The organism is Burkholderia territorii, from assembly GCF_902833055.1.
Taxonomy (GTDB): Bacteria; Pseudomonadota; Gammaproteobacteria; order Burkholderiales; family Burkholderiaceae; genus Burkholderia; species Burkholderia territorii.
In genome coordinates this window covers 325,544-343,364 of record NZ_CADFEJ010000003.1, presented here as the reverse complement: position 1 = coordinate 343,364, position 17,821 = coordinate 325,544, and the positions used below count along the sequence as shown (strand labels likewise).

22 protein-coding genes and 2 tRNA genes are annotated in these 17,821 nt (G+C 63.9%); 7 read left to right on the top strand and 17 right to left on the bottom strand.

All coding sequences use genetic code 11. The features are described 5' to 3' along the window. Positions 1 to 170 precede the first annotated feature (170 nt). A complete protein-coding gene (locus tag HW466_RS08860; protein WP_059544574.1) occupies positions 171 to 389 on the bottom strand; it encodes a hypothetical protein in 219 nt (72 codons plus the stop codon). A gap of 313 nt (positions 390 to 702) precedes the next feature. On the opposite strand from HW466_RS08860, the gene HW466_RS08855 reads away from it, so the two are divergent. Beyond that, positions 703 to 1,674, top strand: a complete 972-nt coding sequence (locus HW466_RS08855) for a GGDEF domain-containing protein (RefSeq protein ID WP_059449622.1) — start codon at positions 703 to 705, stop codon at positions 1,672 to 1,674. 53 nt (positions 1,675 to 1,727) lie between these two features. Here the strand turns inward: HW466_RS08855 and HW466_RS08850 are convergent, their stop codons facing one another. Both HW466_RS08850 and HW466_RS08845 read right to left on the bottom strand, forming a co-directional pair. After that, complete coding sequence (locus tag HW466_RS08850; protein WP_151004430.1) at positions 1,728 to 2,201, bottom strand: VOC family protein; 474 nt, start codon at positions 2,199 to 2,201, stop codon at positions 1,728 to 1,730. 120 nt (positions 2,202 to 2,321) lie between these two features. After that, complete coding sequence (locus tag HW466_RS08845; protein ID WP_059449620.1) at positions 2,322 to 2,630, bottom strand: hypothetical protein; 309 nt, start codon at positions 2,628 to 2,630, stop codon at positions 2,322 to 2,324. A 203-nt stretch (positions 2,631 to 2,833) separates the two neighbouring features. Between HW466_RS08845 and HW466_RS08840 the strand changes: the two genes are divergently transcribed. Both HW466_RS08840 and HW466_RS08835 read left to right on the top strand, forming a co-directional pair. Further along, positions 2,834 to 3,577: a DUF695 domain-containing protein gene (locus tag HW466_RS08840; RefSeq protein WP_151004428.1), complete on the top strand. Its 744-nt coding sequence runs from the start codon at positions 2,834 to 2,836 to the stop codon at positions 3,575 to 3,577. 454 nt (positions 3,578 to 4,031) lie between these two features. Next, positions 4,032 to 4,496, top strand: coding sequence for a plasmid fertility inhibition factor family protein (locus tag HW466_RS08835; protein ID WP_059771122.1), 465 nt, complete (start codon positions 4,032 to 4,034; stop codon positions 4,494 to 4,496). Positions 4,497 to 4,569: 73 nt separating this feature from the next. Here the strand turns inward: HW466_RS08835 and HW466_RS08830 are convergent, their stop codons facing one another. The 3 genes from HW466_RS08830 to HW466_RS08820 all read right to left on the bottom strand — a co-directional run bounded on the left by HW466_RS08830 (position 4,570) and on the right by HW466_RS08820 (position 7,104). Next, positions 4,570 to 5,085, bottom strand: coding sequence for a GNAT family N-acetyltransferase (locus HW466_RS08830; protein WP_151004426.1), 516 nt, complete (start codon positions 5,083 to 5,085; stop codon positions 4,570 to 4,572). Between the two features lie 668 nt (positions 5,086 to 5,753). Beyond that, positions 5,754 to 6,491 (bottom strand): class I SAM-dependent methyltransferase, encoded by a 738-nt coding sequence (locus tag HW466_RS08825; RefSeq protein ID WP_170296655.1) that lies wholly within the window; start codon positions 6,489 to 6,491, stop codon positions 5,754 to 5,756. 223 nt (positions 6,492 to 6,714) lie between these two features. Then, positions 6,715 to 7,104 carry a DDE-type integrase/transposase/recombinase gene (locus HW466_RS08820; protein WP_170296654.1) on the bottom strand — a complete coding sequence of 130 codons (390 nt, stop codon included), beginning with the start codon at positions 7,102 to 7,104 and terminating at the stop codon, positions 6,715 to 6,717. 387 nt (positions 7,105 to 7,491) lie between these two features. Between HW466_RS08820 and HW466_RS08815 the strand changes: the two genes are divergently transcribed. Both HW466_RS08815 and HW466_RS08810 read left to right on the top strand, forming a co-directional pair. Next, entirely contained in the window at positions 7,492 to 8,598 is a 1,107-nt protein-coding gene (locus tag HW466_RS08815; RefSeq protein ID WP_151004420.1) for an acyltransferase family protein, read from the top strand. Positions 8,599 to 8,668: 70 nt separating this feature from the next. Then, on the top strand, positions 8,669 to 8,965 hold the full coding sequence (locus HW466_RS08810) for a hypothetical protein (RefSeq protein WP_151004418.1): 297 nt from the start codon (positions 8,669 to 8,671) through the stop codon (positions 8,963 to 8,965). Positions 8,966 to 9,451: 486 nt separating this feature from the next. On the opposite strand, the gene HW466_RS08805 is transcribed toward HW466_RS08810, so the two are convergent. From HW466_RS08805 to ssuD, 8 genes are all read right to left on the bottom strand, one after another. Beyond that, a tRNA-His gene (locus HW466_RS08805) sits at positions 9,452 to 9,527 on the bottom strand. A 59-nt stretch (positions 9,528 to 9,586) separates the two neighbouring features. Continuing rightward, positions 9,587 to 10,573 carry a tRNA dihydrouridine(20/20a) synthase DusA gene (gene dusA, locus HW466_RS08800; RefSeq protein ID WP_239005790.1) on the bottom strand — a complete coding sequence of 329 codons (987 nt, stop codon included), beginning with the start codon at positions 10,571 to 10,573 and terminating at the stop codon, positions 9,587 to 9,589. 126 nt (positions 10,574 to 10,699) lie between these two features. Next, positions 10,700 to 10,954 (bottom strand): hypothetical protein, encoded by a 255-nt coding sequence (locus tag HW466_RS08795; protein ID WP_151004414.1) that lies wholly within the window; start codon positions 10,952 to 10,954, stop codon positions 10,700 to 10,702. 55 nt (positions 10,955 to 11,009) lie between these two features. Next, entirely contained in the window at positions 11,010 to 11,207 is a 198-nt protein-coding gene (locus tag HW466_RS08790; RefSeq protein ID WP_059447228.1) for a hypothetical protein, read from the bottom strand. A gap of 140 nt (positions 11,208 to 11,347) precedes the next feature. Then, entirely contained in the window at positions 11,348 to 11,563 is a 216-nt protein-coding gene (locus HW466_RS08785; RefSeq protein WP_006400187.1) for a TOBE domain-containing protein, read from the bottom strand. 58 nt (positions 11,564 to 11,621) lie between these two features. Continuing rightward, on the bottom strand, positions 11,622 to 12,581 hold the full coding sequence (locus HW466_RS08780; protein ID WP_059447227.1) for an ATP-binding cassette domain-containing protein: 960 nt from the start codon (positions 12,579 to 12,581) through the stop codon (positions 11,622 to 11,624). Then, positions 12,578 to 13,390 (bottom strand): aliphatic sulfonate ABC transporter permease SsuC, encoded by an 813-nt coding sequence (gene ssuC / locus HW466_RS08775; protein WP_059501900.1) that lies wholly within the window; start codon positions 13,388 to 13,390, stop codon positions 12,578 to 12,580. Before ssuC ends, HW466_RS08780 begins: the two co-directional genes overlap by 4 nt. A gap of 16 nt (positions 13,391 to 13,406) precedes the next feature. Then, positions 13,407 to 14,564 carry an FMNH2-dependent alkanesulfonate monooxygenase gene (ssuD, locus tag HW466_RS08770; protein WP_059501898.1) on the bottom strand — a complete coding sequence of 386 codons (1,158 nt, stop codon included), beginning with the start codon at positions 14,562 to 14,564 and terminating at the stop codon, positions 13,407 to 13,409. Positions 14,565 to 14,905: 341 nt separating this feature from the next. On the opposite strand from ssuD, the gene HW466_RS08765 reads away from it, so the two are divergent. Further along, a complete protein-coding gene (locus HW466_RS08765) occupies positions 14,906 to 15,334 on the top strand; it encodes a hypothetical protein (protein ID WP_059502173.1) in 429 nt (142 codons plus the stop codon). 137 nt (positions 15,335 to 15,471) lie between these two features. Here the strand turns inward: HW466_RS08765 and HW466_RS08760 are convergent, their stop codons facing one another. The 3 genes from HW466_RS08760 to HW466_RS08750 are packed head-to-tail and all read right to left on the bottom strand — an operon-like array spanning position 15,472 to position 17,491. Then, a complete protein-coding gene (locus tag HW466_RS08760; protein WP_151005815.1) occupies positions 15,472 to 16,620 on the bottom strand; it encodes an enoyl-CoA hydratase/isomerase family protein in 1,149 nt (382 codons plus the stop codon). Positions 16,621 to 16,651: 31 nt separating this feature from the next. Continuing rightward, positions 16,652 to 16,990 (bottom strand): DMT family transporter, encoded by a 339-nt coding sequence (locus tag HW466_RS08755; RefSeq protein WP_059501893.1) that lies wholly within the window; start codon positions 16,988 to 16,990, stop codon positions 16,652 to 16,654. A 3-nt stretch (positions 16,991 to 16,993) separates the two neighbouring features. Then, positions 16,994 to 17,491 (bottom strand): heme-degrading domain-containing protein, encoded by a 498-nt coding sequence (locus HW466_RS08750; protein ID WP_059501891.1) that lies wholly within the window; start codon positions 17,489 to 17,491, stop codon positions 16,994 to 16,996. A gap of 215 nt (positions 17,492 to 17,706) precedes the next feature. On the opposite strand from HW466_RS08750, the gene HW466_RS08745 reads away from it, so the two are divergent. Next, positions 17,707 to 17,783, top strand: a tRNA-Met gene (locus HW466_RS08745). Positions 17,784 to 17,821 lie beyond the last annotated feature (38 nt).

Below are 17,821 nucleotides of genomic sequence, written 5' to 3'. Positions count from 1 at the left end.
CGCGGGCAATCGCAGGCACCGCTCGCATGCGGCGCGGCTGACGGGCAGCGTTGCGTACATGCGCGGCGATGTCGTCCATGATCAGTGCACATTGCATGCCGGTCAACCTGGCCGAATGGCCTGCACACCGCGCGCGACGGTACCGCGACCGGTGGAACCGGTTGATGAAATCAGTGGATGTCGGGCGATCGCTCGGAGATCTGCGTCGTCGCGACACATCGGCTCGCATGCGCGTGTGCGTCGCTGGCCGAAAGCTGCGGTCGATCGCGATTCCCTCCCGGCAGCGCGCCGAGCACGCAGTCCGCACTGAAGGCCAGCGTGTCCTGAACCATCGGATAGAGCAGATACAACGCGAACGCGAGATAGCCCGCGTACAGAATTCGAACCATGGTGCGGTGGATGAGCGATTGATGTTTCCCCTGTTTACGGCATCGCGCCGGGGAGCTTGAGCCGCCGCGCATCAAATCCGGATGTCGGGAGGCAACGCACGACACGCGGTGCGTTCATGTCGGATCGACATGTCGCTCCGGGACAACCGGACGTGGCAGTGCCAGGGCGAATGCGCGATACTGTCCGCCATGCGCTCATCGAGCGCGGTGATTGATATCCGCGGAAGTGCGCCGCCGGGCGTGTGCACGCCCGGCGCGCCATACAGACACGATCGATGACCGGCTTCACGGCCGGGACCAGAGACAAAGGCCCATGCAGATTGCTCCCAAACCGGTCGACGAGGCGGCCCGGCTCGAGACGCTTCACTCCCTGTCGATCCTCGACACGCCGCCGGAAGAGCGGTTCGACCGCCTCACGCGCCTCGCGCGCCGGCTGTTCGACGTTCCGATCGCGCTCGTCAGCCTCGTCGACGAGAATCGCCAGTGGTTCAAGAGTCATCCGGGTCTCGACGCAACGCAGACTTCACGCGATGTCTCGTTCTGCGCGCACGCGCTGCTCGCGGACGAAACGATGGTGATCCAGGACGCGCGCAACGACGATCGCTTCCACGACAATCCGCTCGTCACCGGCCAGCCCGGCATTCGCTTCTATGCGGGCCGGCCGCTTGCCGCGCCGAACGGCGCACCAGTCGGCACGCTGTGCCTGATCGACACGCGACCGCGCGAACTCTCCGTCGACGACCTGGCGCTGCTCGGCGATCTCGCGCATATGACCGAACGCGAAATCGCGGCGCTGCATCTCGCGACGACCGACGAGCTGACCCAACTGACGAACCGGCGCGGCTTCGAGATTCTCGCGCGCCACGTGCTGAGTCTGTGCGAGCGCATGGGCCGGCACGCGGTATTGCTGTTCTTCGACCTGAACGACTTCAAGGCGATCAACGACCGCTTCGGCCATGCCGAAGGCGACCGCGCGCTCCAGACCTTCGCGGACACGCTCACCGGTGCGCTGCGCGACAGCGACGTCATCGCACGACTCGGCGGCGACGAATTCGTCGTGCTGCTGAGCGCCAGCGATCCGGCCGATGTCGGCGAGCCGATCGAGCGCGTCGCGCAGGCGCTCGCGCTGCGCAACGCGGCCGACGCACGCGGCTATGCAATCCGGTTCAGTGCCGGCTACGTGGCATACGATCCCGCGCGACATCGCGCGGTGGCCGACCTGCTCGAATCGGCCGATCGGCGCATGTACGAGGACAAACAGCGCGGCAAAGCCGCCGGCGCCTGAGCACGACCGAGCCGCGGCCGCAAGCCGCGTTCAGCCCGGTACGCGCCGTTCGGTCAGCTTCCGCACGGCGGCGCGCTCGCCATCGCTTGCGCGATCTGCTCGGGTGTCAGGTCGCGCTGATGGGTCGCGATCGACCAGCGATGGCCGAACGGATCCTCCACCTGGCCGTAGCGATCGCCCCAGAACATGTCGGCGGCCGGCATCGTGACGGTCGCGCCGGCCGCGACGGCCTGCGCGATCGCCGCATCGGTATCCGGTACGAACAGGTGGAGGCAGACCGGCGTGCCGTTCAGCGCCTTCGGCCCGAGCGCGCCGTGCTCCGGCATTTCATCGACGAGCATCAGCGTCGAATCGCCGATTGCGAGGCACGCGTGCGCGAGCCGGCCGTCCGGGGTCGGCAGGCGAAACCGTTCGGTCGCGTTGAACGCACGCTTGTAGAAGTCGATGGCGGCGGCTGCGCCGGCGCAGATCAGGTGCGGCGTCAGTGTGCGCATCCCTTCCGGGATCGGGTTGACGGACGTGGTCATGAGTGTCGCTCCTTCAGTCGGTTATCGTGTCGGAAATCGGATCGCACGCACGATGCGCACGCCTCCGATGCCACGACGGACGAGCTCGACGGAAATCGACACGCCTGCGGATTATTTTTTTCAGATCTGCGGAAGGTCACGTAGCGTACGCGACTCGCTCGTCGCATCGATGTCGAGCTCGATCCCTTCCGACGCGTCGCGATAGCGCACGCGCTTCAGCCTCGGCCCGACCGCCATCCCGTCCGCTTCGTCGAACACGGCGCGGACGTCGTCGCCAGCCGCAAGCGCACGCGCGACTTCCGCCACCGACGCCTCGGTCGGCGCCGCCGCCCACGACCTGTCCGCCGGATTGACTGCCGCCCAGCGCACGTGCGTCACGCGCGCGCTGAGCACGTCGATTCGGACACCATTCACAGCGAACATCGACATCGGTATCTCCTTCGAAACGATTGCGGCCGGACAAACGCCGGACGATGGAAGCCTGCGATGGCACGACAGCACGAGAATTCAACCACCACCGGGCGGGCTTGACGGGCGATCATCCCCGCCCGTGGCTTCGGCCAACGCGATTTTCGATGATACATTGGGACGCTTTGCAACCGTCAACAGACAATCGTGCACGGGAGAAACACATGACCGACGCCTGGGGAACCTTCCCTGCCAGAATGGGCGACCATCAGGCCTTCATCAGCTTCAATCACGGCTTTGCGGAAATCGCCGAAAGCGATCCGCGCACGTCGCTGCTCAGCGTGCGTGTCACGCTCGAGCATCCGACGCCCGACGGACTGCCGAGCAGCGACGAGTTCGCCGGTCTCACGAAAATCGAAGATCTGCTGGACGCCGCAGTGACCGCGAAAAACGGTGTGCAGGTCGGCCGCATCACGGTCGACGGCAACCAGGACTTCCTGTTCTACGTGCCGTTCGACGAAGCCGCCGCCGCCGGGATCGTCGACTCGCTGGCCGAGCACACGACCTACGCGCTTCAGTACGCCTACCAGGACGATCCGGACAAGGAAACGTACTGGCGCACGCTCTACCCGACCGACGACGACTGGCAACTGATGCGCGACATGCGCGTGCTCGATGCGCTGCGGCAGAAAGGCGACGTGAGCGACGTGAGCCGCCGCGTGATGCACTGGGCCTACTTCGCTGAACCGAGTGATGCACATCAGTTCGCCGACTGGGCGGAGTCGAAAGGCTATCTGGTCGAATCGGTCGCGCCGACCGAGGACGGCAAATCGGCCGTGCGGTTTGCGCACGAAGGCACGATGGTGCTGGCCGACATCACGCGCCATACGCTCGAGATCAATCGCGAGGTGCGCTCGCTTGGCGGCGAATACGACGGCTGGGAAACCAGCGTCGAGCACGCGGGCTGATCTCGCGGGCGCGTGCATTGCGCGTGTGCTGGTTTTCGATGGGAGCGGTACAAAAAGCATCCCGGCAGCGCGACGGCGCGCCGCCGGGACCAAGGCATCGCCGGCCGCAACCGGCGATGGGCCCAAGCAAGCGCTCAGGCACGAGGAAAGCGATTCATGCGGATCAGGCGAGCGGACGCCGTGGCGCGAGACGCCGCCTGCCGGACGCCTGTCCGTTTGCGCCGACGCGGCTTGCATGCGTCGTGCGGGGAAAAAGCCCCCGCTCCTGCGCGAGCGAGCGGGGAAATGGTTGACCGGGCCGGGGTAGAACGGTCAACCGGCCAGATTGTGATCGCGGCCCGTGCCAGCGTCTGTGCGGCAACTCACCCTTTCAGCGGGTATCTGCCTGCGCCGCGGCCGCGGTCGCGCTGCTACACTCGGACCACGATAGTCGCTTGCCCCACTCAAGGAAACAATGTCACTCGCCCGGGCACAACATGATGGCGTCGATGTCTGGATCATCCCGCTTTCGGGACATGCCGCCTATGCCTCCACGCATCTCAAGCGAGTATTCGCATCCGACGACTCGCGGCATCGCGTCGTGACGGTCGACCTGACGAAGCTGCTCGCCTGCGCCGATCGAGACACCACCGATTATGTGCTGCCGTCGGTTCAGTACTGGGCGCCCGGCAAGGCTGTGGGCATCCGCGATTTCCTCGACCCGGCCCAGGCCCGGATTCCCGAAATGCCCTTCATCACCTTTCGCGAGACGCGAACGCGGACTTTGCTCGGCATTCCCGGGCTGTCGAAAGTCGGCGTGGCATCATTCCGAAACGGTCAGCACCGCGCGCGCTATCTGGCGTATGCCGGGGCGACGAGCCTGCCGGTCGAGGTGCATGAAACGGAGGCGGATTTGCTGGTGCGGTATTGCGGGGACTAAAGACGGGCGCTTGACTCCGTGCCGAACGGATCGAGCACCGCGCGACCCCGTTCGAGTCGATGCCGACCGGCCGCTAGGCCTCGATTACATAGATCCGGTCCGTCACTTCCGTCCAGCCGATCAAGCTGGTTTCGACGGCCGCCAGTTGCCAGCCGTTGTGCTCGTAAAAGCCAATGGCGCGGACATTGCCGTCCAGCACCGAAAGGTGAACCTTGTCCGCGCCGATATTTCGCGCCCACGCGCGAACGGATTCGATCATCCGCTTGCCGGCCCCTTTTCCATGATGTGCAGGATGGACGTGAAGGCAATCGAGCAGGACGCCGCGCATCGGATCGACCGGCCTTTCGGCGCTGACGAAGCCGATGATATCGTCCGATACCGCGACGAGCACGAGGCCCCGTTCGGCTTCGTTGCGGTCGAAGTAGCTTCGCCACCGCGTCGCATGCTCCATTGGCACCTCATCGGACAGATAGGCAGCAGGCAGGATATGGCGATATGCGCTCTGCCAGCTCAGCGTATGCAAGCGAGCAATGGGGGCGGCGTCGCCTGGTGTCGCGCTGCGTAGCGTGACGAGTCGGTTTTCCTGCATGCGCGGGTGGGTCCCATTGTGCGATCGAGGCCGGGAAAGTGTAGCAATCGCGAAGCCCCGACGGGGAACTGAATCGCGACTCGAACGAGATGCTGCACGACGGCGCCAGTCGCAAAAAAAGTCCCGGCGCCTTCCGGGTCGCCGGGACCGAACGGCCCTGCAAAGCTAAGGGCACGAGGAATCAAAATATTACATGAATGTAAGACTGTAAGGCTTTGGCGGCTGATGCCAAGACACTGGCCTATTCCGCCATCCGCGCTGACTTTCGCTAAGCGTCGCGAGAGCCGGGATCACCGGCCGATGTTTGAAGAAACAACACGCGCTGAGTCAGCGGCGGTTCAGTCGCGTCTCGATTTGCTCTCGGCGTCCTCCTGACGCGCGAATTGAGCCTCCCACTGTCTCAAACTCCAGAGGTGCCAATAGCGCGGGTGGAACACCATCGTCCAGAACGAAATGTTGCGCGGCGGGCCGATTTTCCGGCAGATCTTTGCCATTTGTTCTGTACGAAAATGATGTGCCAGCAATGGTGCCGCACATGAAATTATCAGTAATTCAAGCCAGAAGTTCTGAATCATATTTCAACTGAATGTGGTGAACTGAAGAAGTCAGGATTTCCGTCGATGGATCGCAACGGGGCTCGTTCATGGCTATGTGTCAGCGCATCGCGGTTACTGCATTTTTTCGAAGATCAAGATTTGCGATCGACCGAACATCAACTTGAATCCCGTCAAGAGACGACTGACGCTTGCAACGCCCGGGTATGTTCCGGCGGAAGTGCCATGCGTGACTTTCCGGGTCCACAGGATCGACAGGGGCTTCAGCAGCAGATAAAGCGGGATAAGCGCCATGCGCTTGCGGCGATCGATGCGGACGCCCTTTAGCGTGCAACCCATCGCACCAAACACATAGATCAGTTGAAGCGGTGTGAACGGACTCACGTGGCCACGATCGACCGACGCTCCGTGAGTCTGGCGCGCGCCGCGCGCATCGAACTGGAAGAAAGTACCGGTAAAGAGAAACTGCAGACGCGAATGCAGATTCGAAACGTTCGGCGTTGAAACGATGATGGTGCCCTTCTGCTTCGTTACGCGAACCAACTCGGAAATAAGATGCACCGGATTCAGTACGTGCTCGACTCCCTCGAGACAGGTGACCGCACCGAACTCGTCATTCTGGAACGGGAGAGGCGCTTCCATGTCGGCTACGACGGAATCGCCGTAGCCATGGATATCCGCCTGCACTACATCATGGCCGAGCGCATTCAGTGATGCGGCGAACACGCCGGATCCGGACGGGATATCGAGGATTCTGGTCTTTTCGGGGCAACAGGCTGCGAAATACTGCAGCACCTGCTTCATGTATTCCGTTTGGCCGCGGAGGTAGTAGCTGTAGTCGCGATGGTTCATTTTATGGTGCCGGCGATAGGTATAAAGATGTATACCTGCCGACAATCGCGGCTCATATCGGATATGTCTGAAAAGTGACTCGTTTGACAAAAAACAGGCAACGGCGTCATTGTTGCAATCGCTCCCGGTGTTGCATTTCGGCGAGTCCCGTTTTCGCCGTATTGGCGAGTGCAGGAGAAACCGATCGGCTGAAGGAAGTGAGCCGGCTAACCTTGAACCAGAGTTAGTCCCGGTCGGAAGTGGAGATTTCCGGCGTGGTTGAGTGGTCTGGCGAGGCGGATTCCCTTGCCTGACGGGCAAATCGGGCGGAGCTAAAATCCAGCTCGCCACCATGTTCATACATCCAGGAAACCATTATGTTCGAGACGAACTCGCTGCCATTGTCGACCTTGATCGTGGCACGATGCCCGCGCATGGCGATGATACGCATCAGCGTGCGGGCCGCGTGCTCACCCTTCAGGCCTTGCTCGACGTCGATGACCAAGTATTCCCGTGGGTAGTTGTCGACGACGGTCAGTGTTCGAAGTAGTCGCCCATCGAACAGTGCGTCTGTAACGAAAACCAGGCTCCAGATTTCGTTGATCTCGGTCGCGATGCGCTTAGGTTGTCGCAACCGAGCCGATTTGTTACATCGTGACTCTTGTGCCCCAGCGACAGGCCCACCGCACGGCACAGCCTGTGGACGCACTTTCAGTTATCTCGCCTGCCTTCGCGGGACCACGTGAACGCGTCGATATCCATAAAGCGCGCGCCACGCGGTGATCTCCTTGGTACCGGCAAGCAGCGCCAAGGAATCACGCGCAACCGCCTGACACGAAAGCATGGACAACCTGGCGGCCCGCTTGACCCTTTCCGGAAACTCCACTCCATACTGCGCGACGCGCAGAGTCGGTCTGATCTGGAACCGGGGTCCGCGTATGGTGGCCTACCCTTGAGAGTGCCTCGCGTTTACCGTATAACGCATCGAGTACGGGGAACAAAAATATCTCGCGGGGGCCTGATGAAAAGGACAATAACCAGTCTGGATGGACTGCGCGGAGCCGCCGCACTGCTGGTCGCCCTGTTCCACCTCAATATGGGGACTCTCGATCTCACGTATCTCCAGGGTGGATATCTCGCGGTGGACCTGTTTTTCGTTTTGAGCGGGTTCGTTATCTCCAGCGCTTACTCGGAGCAACTTGACGATGGCCCACGGTTATTCGCGTTTTTGACAAGAAGATTCGGCAGATTGTGGCCCACCCATATCGTAACCACGATCATTTACTATGGCCTCGCGAACGTCTTGCTCGGCCTCGGGACCGCGATAACCGCCGGCCATTTCCGATTCAAAATGCTGCCGACCACACGGGAAATTGCGTCGACCCTGACGATGACGCAAGGGCTCCATCTGTTCGCAAGCCCGTTCGGTACTGCAGTGAGCTGGAGCGCATGCGACGAATTCTTCGTCTACATTCTTTTCGCGCTTCTATGCTTCCATTTCCGAGGTGCGCGCCGCATCGCGTTGTTGTCGTCGATGATGGTTATCAGTTTCGCTCTGGTTATATGGGCTTCGCTCGCGGTGCATGAGTGTACCCTTGGCTCGCGCTGCATGGACATAACCTCTGATTTTGGATGGGCGCGCTGCATCGCGGGATTTTTCGCGGGCGCGCTCCTTTCCGAATTTCGGGAGTCGCGTGCGGCACTGATGATGCGAACAGTACCGACGCAATGCACTGCAGTTCTTCTTTCTTGCTTTATCGTCGCGTTCTCGTATCAGATCCCCGGCCTCGCGTTTATCGGCCCTGCGTCGTTTGTTCTACTAGTTGGGTCACTATCTGGGGATACAGGTCCAGTGGCGCGAGTGCTCAATACGATGCCGTTTCAGTACTCGGGGCGAATCTCGTATTCCCTCTATCTGACCTTCGGCGCATTGAGGCCTATCACGGATATCGTGCGAACGATTGATTCACCGATCGCTCAGGGAATCGGCGCAACCGTGTTTATTTTGCTGTCCTTTGCGGTTGCCGATATCCTGTACAGGCGAATCGAGGCGCCGTGGCGCATCCGCTTTCACGCTCTCGCGGACCGCATCTGCGGCAATCGGCTCCAGCAGCCTGCGGCAAGTTGATGCCGGCAACGGCAGTCCGAATTACCCGATATCCGTCATCAAACAGCCGCTGCCGTGCGACGACCGGCATATGTCGTTCGAACGAACTGGCGTAGCCGGTACGCGCATGATCGGCGCGCCGTTGACCTTATCGAGCGCGCCGTGTGTCGCCTCGCATGCCACCAACATCAAGTCGATGATGCGCGGCGCCAGCGTCGGCAACCCGTATGTACCGAGCGGCAGCAGATCGTCATCCGACAGGATGATAGATTCCGACGTGTTGCACGCCGTCGACCGTGAGGTCGCTCACCGGCATGTTGCCGCACGTTCCGCCGTCAGCCATGAGACCGCCTGTCACCTCGACCGGCGCAACGACGATCGAGGCTGACGCGCTCGCGCGCTGCTAGCGCCACCGCGACGTCTGGTGTCGCCCTTCGAGAACCGGAACTCGCACTCGGTCAGCAAGTGCCGCGATCACCCTCAGGTCGACCTCGAGCTGGGCGAACCTGTTACCGTTCGCCACGTACTGCAGCGGCGCATCTACATCTGCACGACGAAATTCGCCACGCACTACACGCGCGATGGATTCAAAGGGTTCTGGGATGCTGATGAAGGGTGATCGATGAAAAGCTAATGGCGAGGCGCTTCACCTTCCGCGACCTGCGGGCCTATTACCGTCGCCCGATACAGGGCCGATCGCGGCGCACCGCCCGATCTGCACGCCAATCCGGCGAAGACTACGCGAGTCGACGATCGAACGAAACTCGTGAAGCGCCGAGGCATGTAATTCCCAATTTGGGAATTCCAAAACAAAAACGGCACTGCCTTGTGGGACAGTGCCGTTTCTAACTACTTGATACCGCTAGGAATTCTTTGGGGTGGCTGATGGGACTCGAACCCACGACAACAGGAATCACAATCCTGGACTCTACCAACTGAGCTACAGCCACCACTGATACTGCTTTGTTTCTTCGCTGTTTCGTTTCGTGTTCAGCAGCGAAGAACAAGATTATACGAAGACTTTCCCATCTTGCAAAGCATTTTTTTCAAAATTTTCGAGAGCGTCGTTCAGATGCGTACGCGCCTCGTCGAACACGGCCAGATCGCCGCGCGCGAGCTTCTTGTTGTCCGACAGCACGCGACGCCAGCCGCGCGCCCCCGCGACGCCGCGATACAGCCCGAGTGCGTGCCGGACGATCGCGCCGAGATACGTGCCGCGCTTCAGCTCCGCCGCGCAGTATTCGATCAGTTTCGCCTCGGCCTCTTCGCGCGTCGGCGCGGCGGCGGTCGCTCCATAGAAGCGCGCATCGACTTCCGCGAGCACGTACGGGTTGTGATACGCCTCACGGCCGAGCATCACGCCGTCCACATGCTCGAGATGCTGCGCGACTTCGTCGAGCGTCTTGATGCCGCCGTTGATCACGATCTCCAGCGACGGGAAATCGCGCTTCAGCCGGTACGCATAGTCGTACTTGAGCGGCGGAATCTCGCGATTCTCCTTCGGCGAAAGCCCCTTCAGGATCGCATTGCGCGCGTGCACGACGAACGTCTGGCAGCCAGCCTCGGCTACCGTGCCGACGAAGTCCCGCACGAACGCGTAGTCCTCGACCGCATCGACCCCGATCCGATGCTTGACCGTGACCGGCACCGACACCGCATCGCGCATCGCCTTCACGCAATCGGCAACCAGCTGCGGCTCGTTCATCAGGCACGCGCCGAACGCACCGCGCTGCACGCGTTCGGACGGACAGCCGCAATTCAGGTTGATCTCGTCATAGCCCCACTGCCCGCCGAGTTTCGCGGCGCGCGCCAGATCGTCCGGTTCGCTGCCGCCCAGCTGAAGCGCAATCGGCGATTCGTTCGGCGTGAACGCGAGATGCCGCTGGGCGTCGCCGAACAACAGCGCGCCCGTCGTGATCATTTCCGTATACAGCCACGTGTCGCGCGTCAGCGTGCGATGGAACGACCGGCAATGACGGTCGGTCCAGTCGAGCATGGGCGCCACGCAGACGCGGCGGGGAGGAAGCGAGGACGGTGCGGACATGGAATTCGGGGCAGCAAGCGGCGCGGGAAACAACCCGCCATTTTACCGCAACGCGACCAGGCCGGCCCGGCGGCCTGACTAGACCGGCCCGCCGTCGCCCAGCTCGGCGTCGATGGCACGCCGCGCCTCTTCGAGCACGCGCTCGATCACGCGCCGCTCCGTCAGCAGCATCCCGTCGACTTTGACGAGCCGCCAGTCGATCCGCACGGCAGCGCCCTGCAGCACGCGATAGTGCGCATGCTCGCCGTCCCACACCTGCTCGGTCTTCACTTCGATCTCGTAGCCGCGGTACGGCTCGCTGAAATCGCCGAGATCGCTGCCTCTCGGTTCCATCGCTCGCTCCGTGGCGACGCAACGCCGGGCCGCCTCGGCGGCCGGCGCCGTGCGCTCAATCGTATTCGTTAGACAAAACGGATTTGCCGTCGGCGGTCAGGTCGACACGGTCGCCGGCCGCCTGATAGATCAGCCCTTCGTTCAGCAACGCGTAGACGACGTCGTCGAATGCGGCGGGAACCGGCCGGGTATCGCCGAACTGGTCGATCCACTTCAGCGCCTCGATGGCTTCGGGAGAAAGGATGGGGGTCATGCGTTGGCCTCCGGCGTCGGTGTCGTTCCATCCTAGCACTTCGTCCGGACGCCGAATACAGAGGCAAACGCGCGATCGAAATACCGGGCTCGACGCATGGCCGGATGGCCCGTGCGCCGCGCCCGGCGTCGGAAACACGCTCAGAGGCGCGCGATCGACACTTCGGTGGATTTCACGAGCGCGACGACTTCCGCGCCCACCTTCAGTTCAAGTTCGTCAACCGAGCGCGTCGTGATCACCGACGTGACGATGCCGAACGGCGTCTCGACGTCGACCTCGGACACGACGGGCCCGCGAATGATCTCCTTCACCTTGCCCTTGAACTGGTTACGCACGTTGATTGCAGTGATGCTCATCGGGTTGATCGCTCCGAAGAAAAAAGGTCTGAGAGCGGGCGGCCAGCGCCGCCCGGATTTAAACGGCCCAGCGAATCTGCCCGACCGGTCGTACGTAATCGACCTCATGCGCCGCGCCCTGCCCGGCCGTGCCGGGCCCGCCGGCGAGCACGCGTTGCAGTACGCGATCCTCGAGCGCCGCGAACGCAGCGGACGCGCGTGCACGCGGCCGGTCGAGCGGCACCGGCTGATCGAGCGCGACGCGCCCTTGCTCGATCAAGAGGATCCGATCGCCGAGGGCGACGGCTTCCTGCACGTCGTGCGTGACGAGCAGCGCGGTAAACCGATGCTCGCGCCACAAGCGCTCGATCAGTGCATGCATCTCGATGCGGGTCAGCGCGTCCAGCGCGCCGAGCGGCTCATCGAGCAGCAGAAGCTGCGGTCGGTGCACGAGCGCTCGGGCGAGCGCGACGCGCTGCCGCTGACCGCCCGACAACTGCGCGGGCCAGTCGTTCGCACGCTCGAGCAGCCCGACTTCGTCGAGCACCGCGCGCGCCTGGTCGCGCGCTCCGCGACCGAGCCCGAGCATCACGTTCTGCAGCACGGTTTTCCACGGCAGCAACCGCGCATCCTGGTACATGATCCGCGTGTCGAGCGTACCGCCACCCTCGCCGCGCGTCACGAGCGCACCGCTGCTCGGCGCCTCGAGTCCCGCGACGAGACGCAGCAGCGTGGATTTCCCGCAACCGCTGCGGCCGACGATCGCAACGAAGCTGCCCCGCGCGATGCCGAGTTCGACGTTGTCGAGCACGGTGCGCGCGCCGAAGCGCTTGCTGACACCCGACAGCGTCACCGCGTCATCCTGTGCCGGGCTGCCCGCGCGCCGCCGTGCAAGCGGCACGACGGATGCACCGCCGTCCCGGTCGACGATCGCCGCGTCGCGTGCGTCGTCGTCCGTCACGCGCGCCTGCGCCAGTTCGGCCTCGAGGTCTGCGCCGGCGAGCGGGCCGTAGGCGGCCGCCGAAGTCGTCGCGTTCATGCCTTTGCTCCAGATTGATAAGCGGGGTGCCAGCGCAGCGTCACGCGCTCGATCCATTTCGCCAGCACGTCGGCCAGCTTGCCGAGCACCGCATACAGCAGGATGCCGACCACCACCACATCGGTTTGCAGGAACTCGCGCGCGTTCATCGTCATGTAGCCGATGCCCGATTGCGCGGAGATCGTTTCCGCAACGATCAGCATCACCCACATCAGCCCGAGCGCAAAGCGCACGCCGACGAGAATCGACGGCAATGCACCGGGCAGAATCACGTCGCGATACAGCGCGAAGCCGCGCACGCCGTAACTCTTCGCCATCTCGATCAGATTCGCATCGACCGAGCGGATGCCGTGATACGTGTTGATGTAGACGGGAAAGAACACGCCGAGCGCGACGAGGAACAGCTTCGCCTTCTCGTCGATGCCGAACCACAGGATCACGAGCGGAATCATCGCGAGCGCGGGGATGTTGCGGATCATCTGGATCGTCGAGTCGAGCGCGACCTCCGCCGCTTTCGACAGCCCGGTCGCAAGCCCGAGCGCCAGACCGACACCGCCGCCGATCGCGAATCCGAACAACGCGCGCCAGGTGCTGACCTTCACGTTCGCCCACATCTCGCCCGACGTCACGAGCGACCACGCGGCACGCACGACCGCCACCGGCTCGGGCAGCACGCGCGTCGACAGCCAGCCGACGCGCGCGCCGACCTCCCATGCAACCAGCAGCGCGAGCGGCACGAGCCACGGCGCGATGCCGCGCCACGCGCGGGCGGCCACGGCCGCGCCCGTCGTCGACGTTTTCGTTGTCATCTCGGGTCTCCTTCGTTCAGCTCTGGCTCGCCTTCGGCAGGTAGCTGTTGCCGACGATCTCGCCGAACGGCCCCGACAGCGGACCGGACGGCCGCGCCGCACGCTTGTCCTTGATCAGCGGGAACACGAGCTCGGCGAAACGGTACGACTCCTCGAGGTGCGGATAGCCTGACAGGATGAAGGTCTCGATGCCGAGGTCCGCGTATTCGCGCATGCGTTGCGCAACCTGCTCCGGATTGCCGACGAGCGCGGTACCCGCACCGCCGCGCACGAGGCCGACACCGGCCCACAGGTTGGGATACACCTCGAGCACCTCGCGGCCGCCGCGCTTGCCGCCGTGCAGCGCGGCCATCCGGCGCTGGCCTTCCGAATCCATGTTCGCGAATGCCTTCTGCGCGCGAGCAATCGTCTCGTCGTCGAGACGGCTGATCAGGCGCTCGGCATCGCGCCACGCTTCGTCCTCGGTCTCGCGCACGATCACGTGCAGGCGGATGCCGAACCTGATCTTGCGGCCGCGCGCCTCGGCGCGGGCGCGAATGTCGGCAATCTTCTTCGCGACGGCCTCGGGCGGCTCGCCCCAGGTCAGATAGGTGTCGATGTGATCGGCGGCGATCGCGTGCGCGGCCGGCGACGATCCGCCGAACCACAACGGCGGATGCGGGCGCTGTACGGGCGGATACAGCGCCTTGCCGCCCTTCGACTGAAGGTGCTTGCCGATGTAGTCGAACCCGCCGTTGTCGTGCGATGCGGACAGCAGCCCGCGCCAGATGTTCAGGAAGTCGTCGGTGATTTCATAGCGCGTATCGTGATCGGCGAACAGCCCGTCGCCTTCGAGCTCGGCGGCGTCGCCACCCGTCACGACGTTGATCAGCAGGCGGCCGCCCGACAGACGGTCGAACGTCGCGGCCATCCGCGCCGCGAGGCCGGGCGATGCGATGCCGGGACGCACGGCGACCAGGAATTTCAGGCGCTGCGTCGCCGGAATCAGGCTCGACGCGACGACCCACGCATCCTCGCAGGAACGGCCGGTCGGCAGCAGCACGCCTTCATAGCCGAGCGTGTCGGCCGCGACGGCGATCTGCTTGAAATAATCGTAATCCGCGGCGCGCGCGCCTTCCGCGGTGCCGAGGTAGCGGCTGTCGCCGTGCGTCGGAATAAACCAGAAAACATTCATCTGCTGCTCCTGCTTGACCGTTCTTGCCGGAATCTGGATAAAACGAGGCCCTGCTCGCGTCGCGAACGTGCGACGCATGCATGATGTGCGTTCGAATCGGGATGGCTCGCCGGTTACGCCGTGCCGCGGGCGAGTACGCGATTGCGCGGCTGTTTCCGGGAAATCAGTCTATGGATCGGTGCAGGGCTTTGGAACGATTTTTTTGAGCTTAGGTTTTCCGCTTTCGTGATTAGCACGACGCTCGAGCGAATATCGCATCGGCCGGGCCCTATAATGACGCACCTATCCGAACAACTTCGCGCGGACAGCCCCGGCCGACCGCGCCTGCAATGCACTCATCGATGCAGAAAGTCATCCTGCCGTTCCTGTCCGGTTTCCTGGCCTCGCTCTTCTTTCGCGAAGCAACGCTCGCGCTCCTGCATACGGCGGACCTGATCGCCGCCGCCGGGTTCTCCACCCAGCCGTTCGCGCCGCTCGGCATTCCTGAATTTGTTGCGAATGCATTGATCAGCGCGTGCTGCGCGATTCCGATGGCGTGGCTGCTGCGCGTGGCGCCTGATCGCGAGGCGCCGTGGATCGGCGCACTGGTGTTCGGCGGCATCGTGCTGACGGCCGCCCGCGTGTTCGCGATCGACCCGCTGCGCGGGATCTGGCCGTCGGGCAACATGATGCCGGTGCTCGCCGCCGGTTTCGCGGCGAACGCGGTCTGGGGCTTCGGCGCGCTCGTGTTCATGCGCGCGTTCATGTCGGACGACGCCGGCGACGAATAGCGCATGCCTCGCGGCGAGCCACTGCCCACTGCCCACTGCTCGCTGCCGCCGGCCGCACCGGCATCCTCGAATGAGAAAAGGCCGCCTGCATCGTGTGCAGGCGGCCTTTTTGCCTTTCGCGTCGATATCGCCGCGCGTCAGTCCTTCAGATTGCGCAGCGGATGCGTGTCGGGCGTCCACGGGCTGTCGAACATCGCGAGCACGTCGGCGCGATCGATATCGGCGATCGACTTGAAGCGCCAGGCCGGCTGATGGTCCTTGTCGACGATCAACGCGCGCACGCCTTCGATCACGTCGCCGTGCGCGAACGTCGAACGCGTGAGGTCGAGATCGCGCCGCAGGCAATCGGCCATCGTCGCGCCGCGCGCCCGCTCGACGACTTCGAGCGACACGGCCATCGACAGCGGCGACAGCTGAGTGCGCATCGCGTGAGTCGCCTTCTCGACCCATCCGTCGACCGCGGCGCAATCCTGCTCGGCGTCGAGCGATGCGAGGATCGCGCCGATATCGGCTTGCGCGAAATGCCGGTCGATCGCGGCGCGCGCGTCGGCCAGCACCGACGTGTCGGGCGTCGGCACGACCTTGTGCGACGCGGCCGCGTCGGCCACGCACGCGACCGCCTGCGCGCCGCTGTCGATGGGTGCGCTGCGCAGCGTATCGAACAGCGCCGGCAGCGCGGCATCCGGCAGGTACGCATCGGCAAGCTGCGCGTAGAGTGCGCCGGCCGCGTCGAGCGTCGCGCCGGTCACGGCGAGATAGCGGCCGATCGCGCCCGGCGCGCGCGCGAGAAACCAGCTCATCCCGACATCGGGGAACAGGCCGATGCGCGTCTCGGGCATCGCCATCTTCGTCGAGTCGGTGACCACCCGCAGGCCGCCCGTGTGCCGCGCCGCCTGCGAAATGCCCATGCCGCCCCCCATCACGACGCCGTGCATCAGCGCGATGTACGGTTTCGGATAGGTGAAGATCGTATGGTTGAGCGTGTATTCCTCGATGAAGAACGTATCGACCGCGTCGCGATCGCCACGCTGCCACGCGTCGTGGAAGAAGCGCACGTCGCCGCCCGCGCAGAACGCGCGCGGATGCGGGCTGTGCACGACGACCGCGACCACGTCCGCGTCGTCGCGCCACGCGTCGAGCGCCTGCTGCATCAGTCGGATCATCCCGACCGACAGCGCATTCAGCGCCTTCGGCCGGTTCAGTTCGAGATAGCCGATGCGGTTCGCGACATACGCGCGGACATCGGGCTGGGCGGATTCCGCGCAAGCGGAAGTGGAATCGGTCATGTGAGCCATCCGGCGTATCGCGGGCGCACGCTCAATGCGCCTGCATCTTCGAGAACAGGTTCAGCACCACGACGCCCGAGATGATCAGCCCGAGGCCGATCACGGCCGGCAGGTCCGGCACCTGGCGATAGAGGAGCATCGCGACGAGCGTGATCAGCACGATGCCGGCACCGGACCACACCGCATAGATGATGCCGACGGGCATCGTGCGCAACGTGAGCGACAGGCAGTAGAACGCGATGCCGTAACCGGCCACGACGAGCGTCGACGGCCACAAACGCGTGAAACCGTCCGCCGCGCGCAGCGCGGACGTGCCGACCACTTCCGCGACGATCGCGATCGCGAGCCATGCGTAACCGGGAAGCTGCATCGCTCAGCTCCTTGCAAGCGCCAGCACGGCATAGTCGTGCCCGAGCTCGGCACACAGCGCTTCGACGACGAACTCGTGATCCGCGCGCTGCGGCAGCCCCGACGCGGTGATCGAGCCGATCACGCCGGCCCCCGCGACGGTCAACGGAAACGAGCCGCCGTGCGGCGAATATTCCGAGATCGGCAGTCCGTGCTTGTCGGCGAGCGTGGCGCCGGCCTGCTGCATGCGCAGGCCGATCGCATACGAGCTGCGGCGGAAATGCGCGACGACGTTGCGCTTGCGGCGCACCCAGTCGGCGTTGTCGGGCGTCGCGCCGGCGAGCGCCGCATAGAACAGCGGCTGGCCGAACGTGACGATATCGATCGCGATCGCATGGCCGCGCGACGTCGCGAGCGCATGCATCCGGTTGCCGAGCGCCCACGCGCGCGCCGGGTCGAAATGGGGAAACACGAGCGCCTGTTCCTGCGCGCCGATCGATTGCAGATCGTGAGCGATGTCCATGAATCCGTCGATGCAATGGTGAGTGTCGCAACGGCACCGACGCAATTCGCGCACGATTCCGCTGCAGGAATGAACGACACAAGCAAACCGCTCGATTCTAGCGCACGCGCCTGCCGGACCGGTCCCGCAAGCGCTCCGCAGGCGGTTGCAACGCGATTGTCAGAAAGTACTTGCACGCATTCAGGTAAGTCCATATAATTCAATTCTTCGACGGACGCGGGGTGGAGCAGTCTGGCAGCTCGTCGGGCTCATAACCCGAAGGTCGTAGGTTCAAATCCTACCCCCGCAACCAACGTCCCGATTCATTCAAAAAGCCCGGCTCAACGCCGG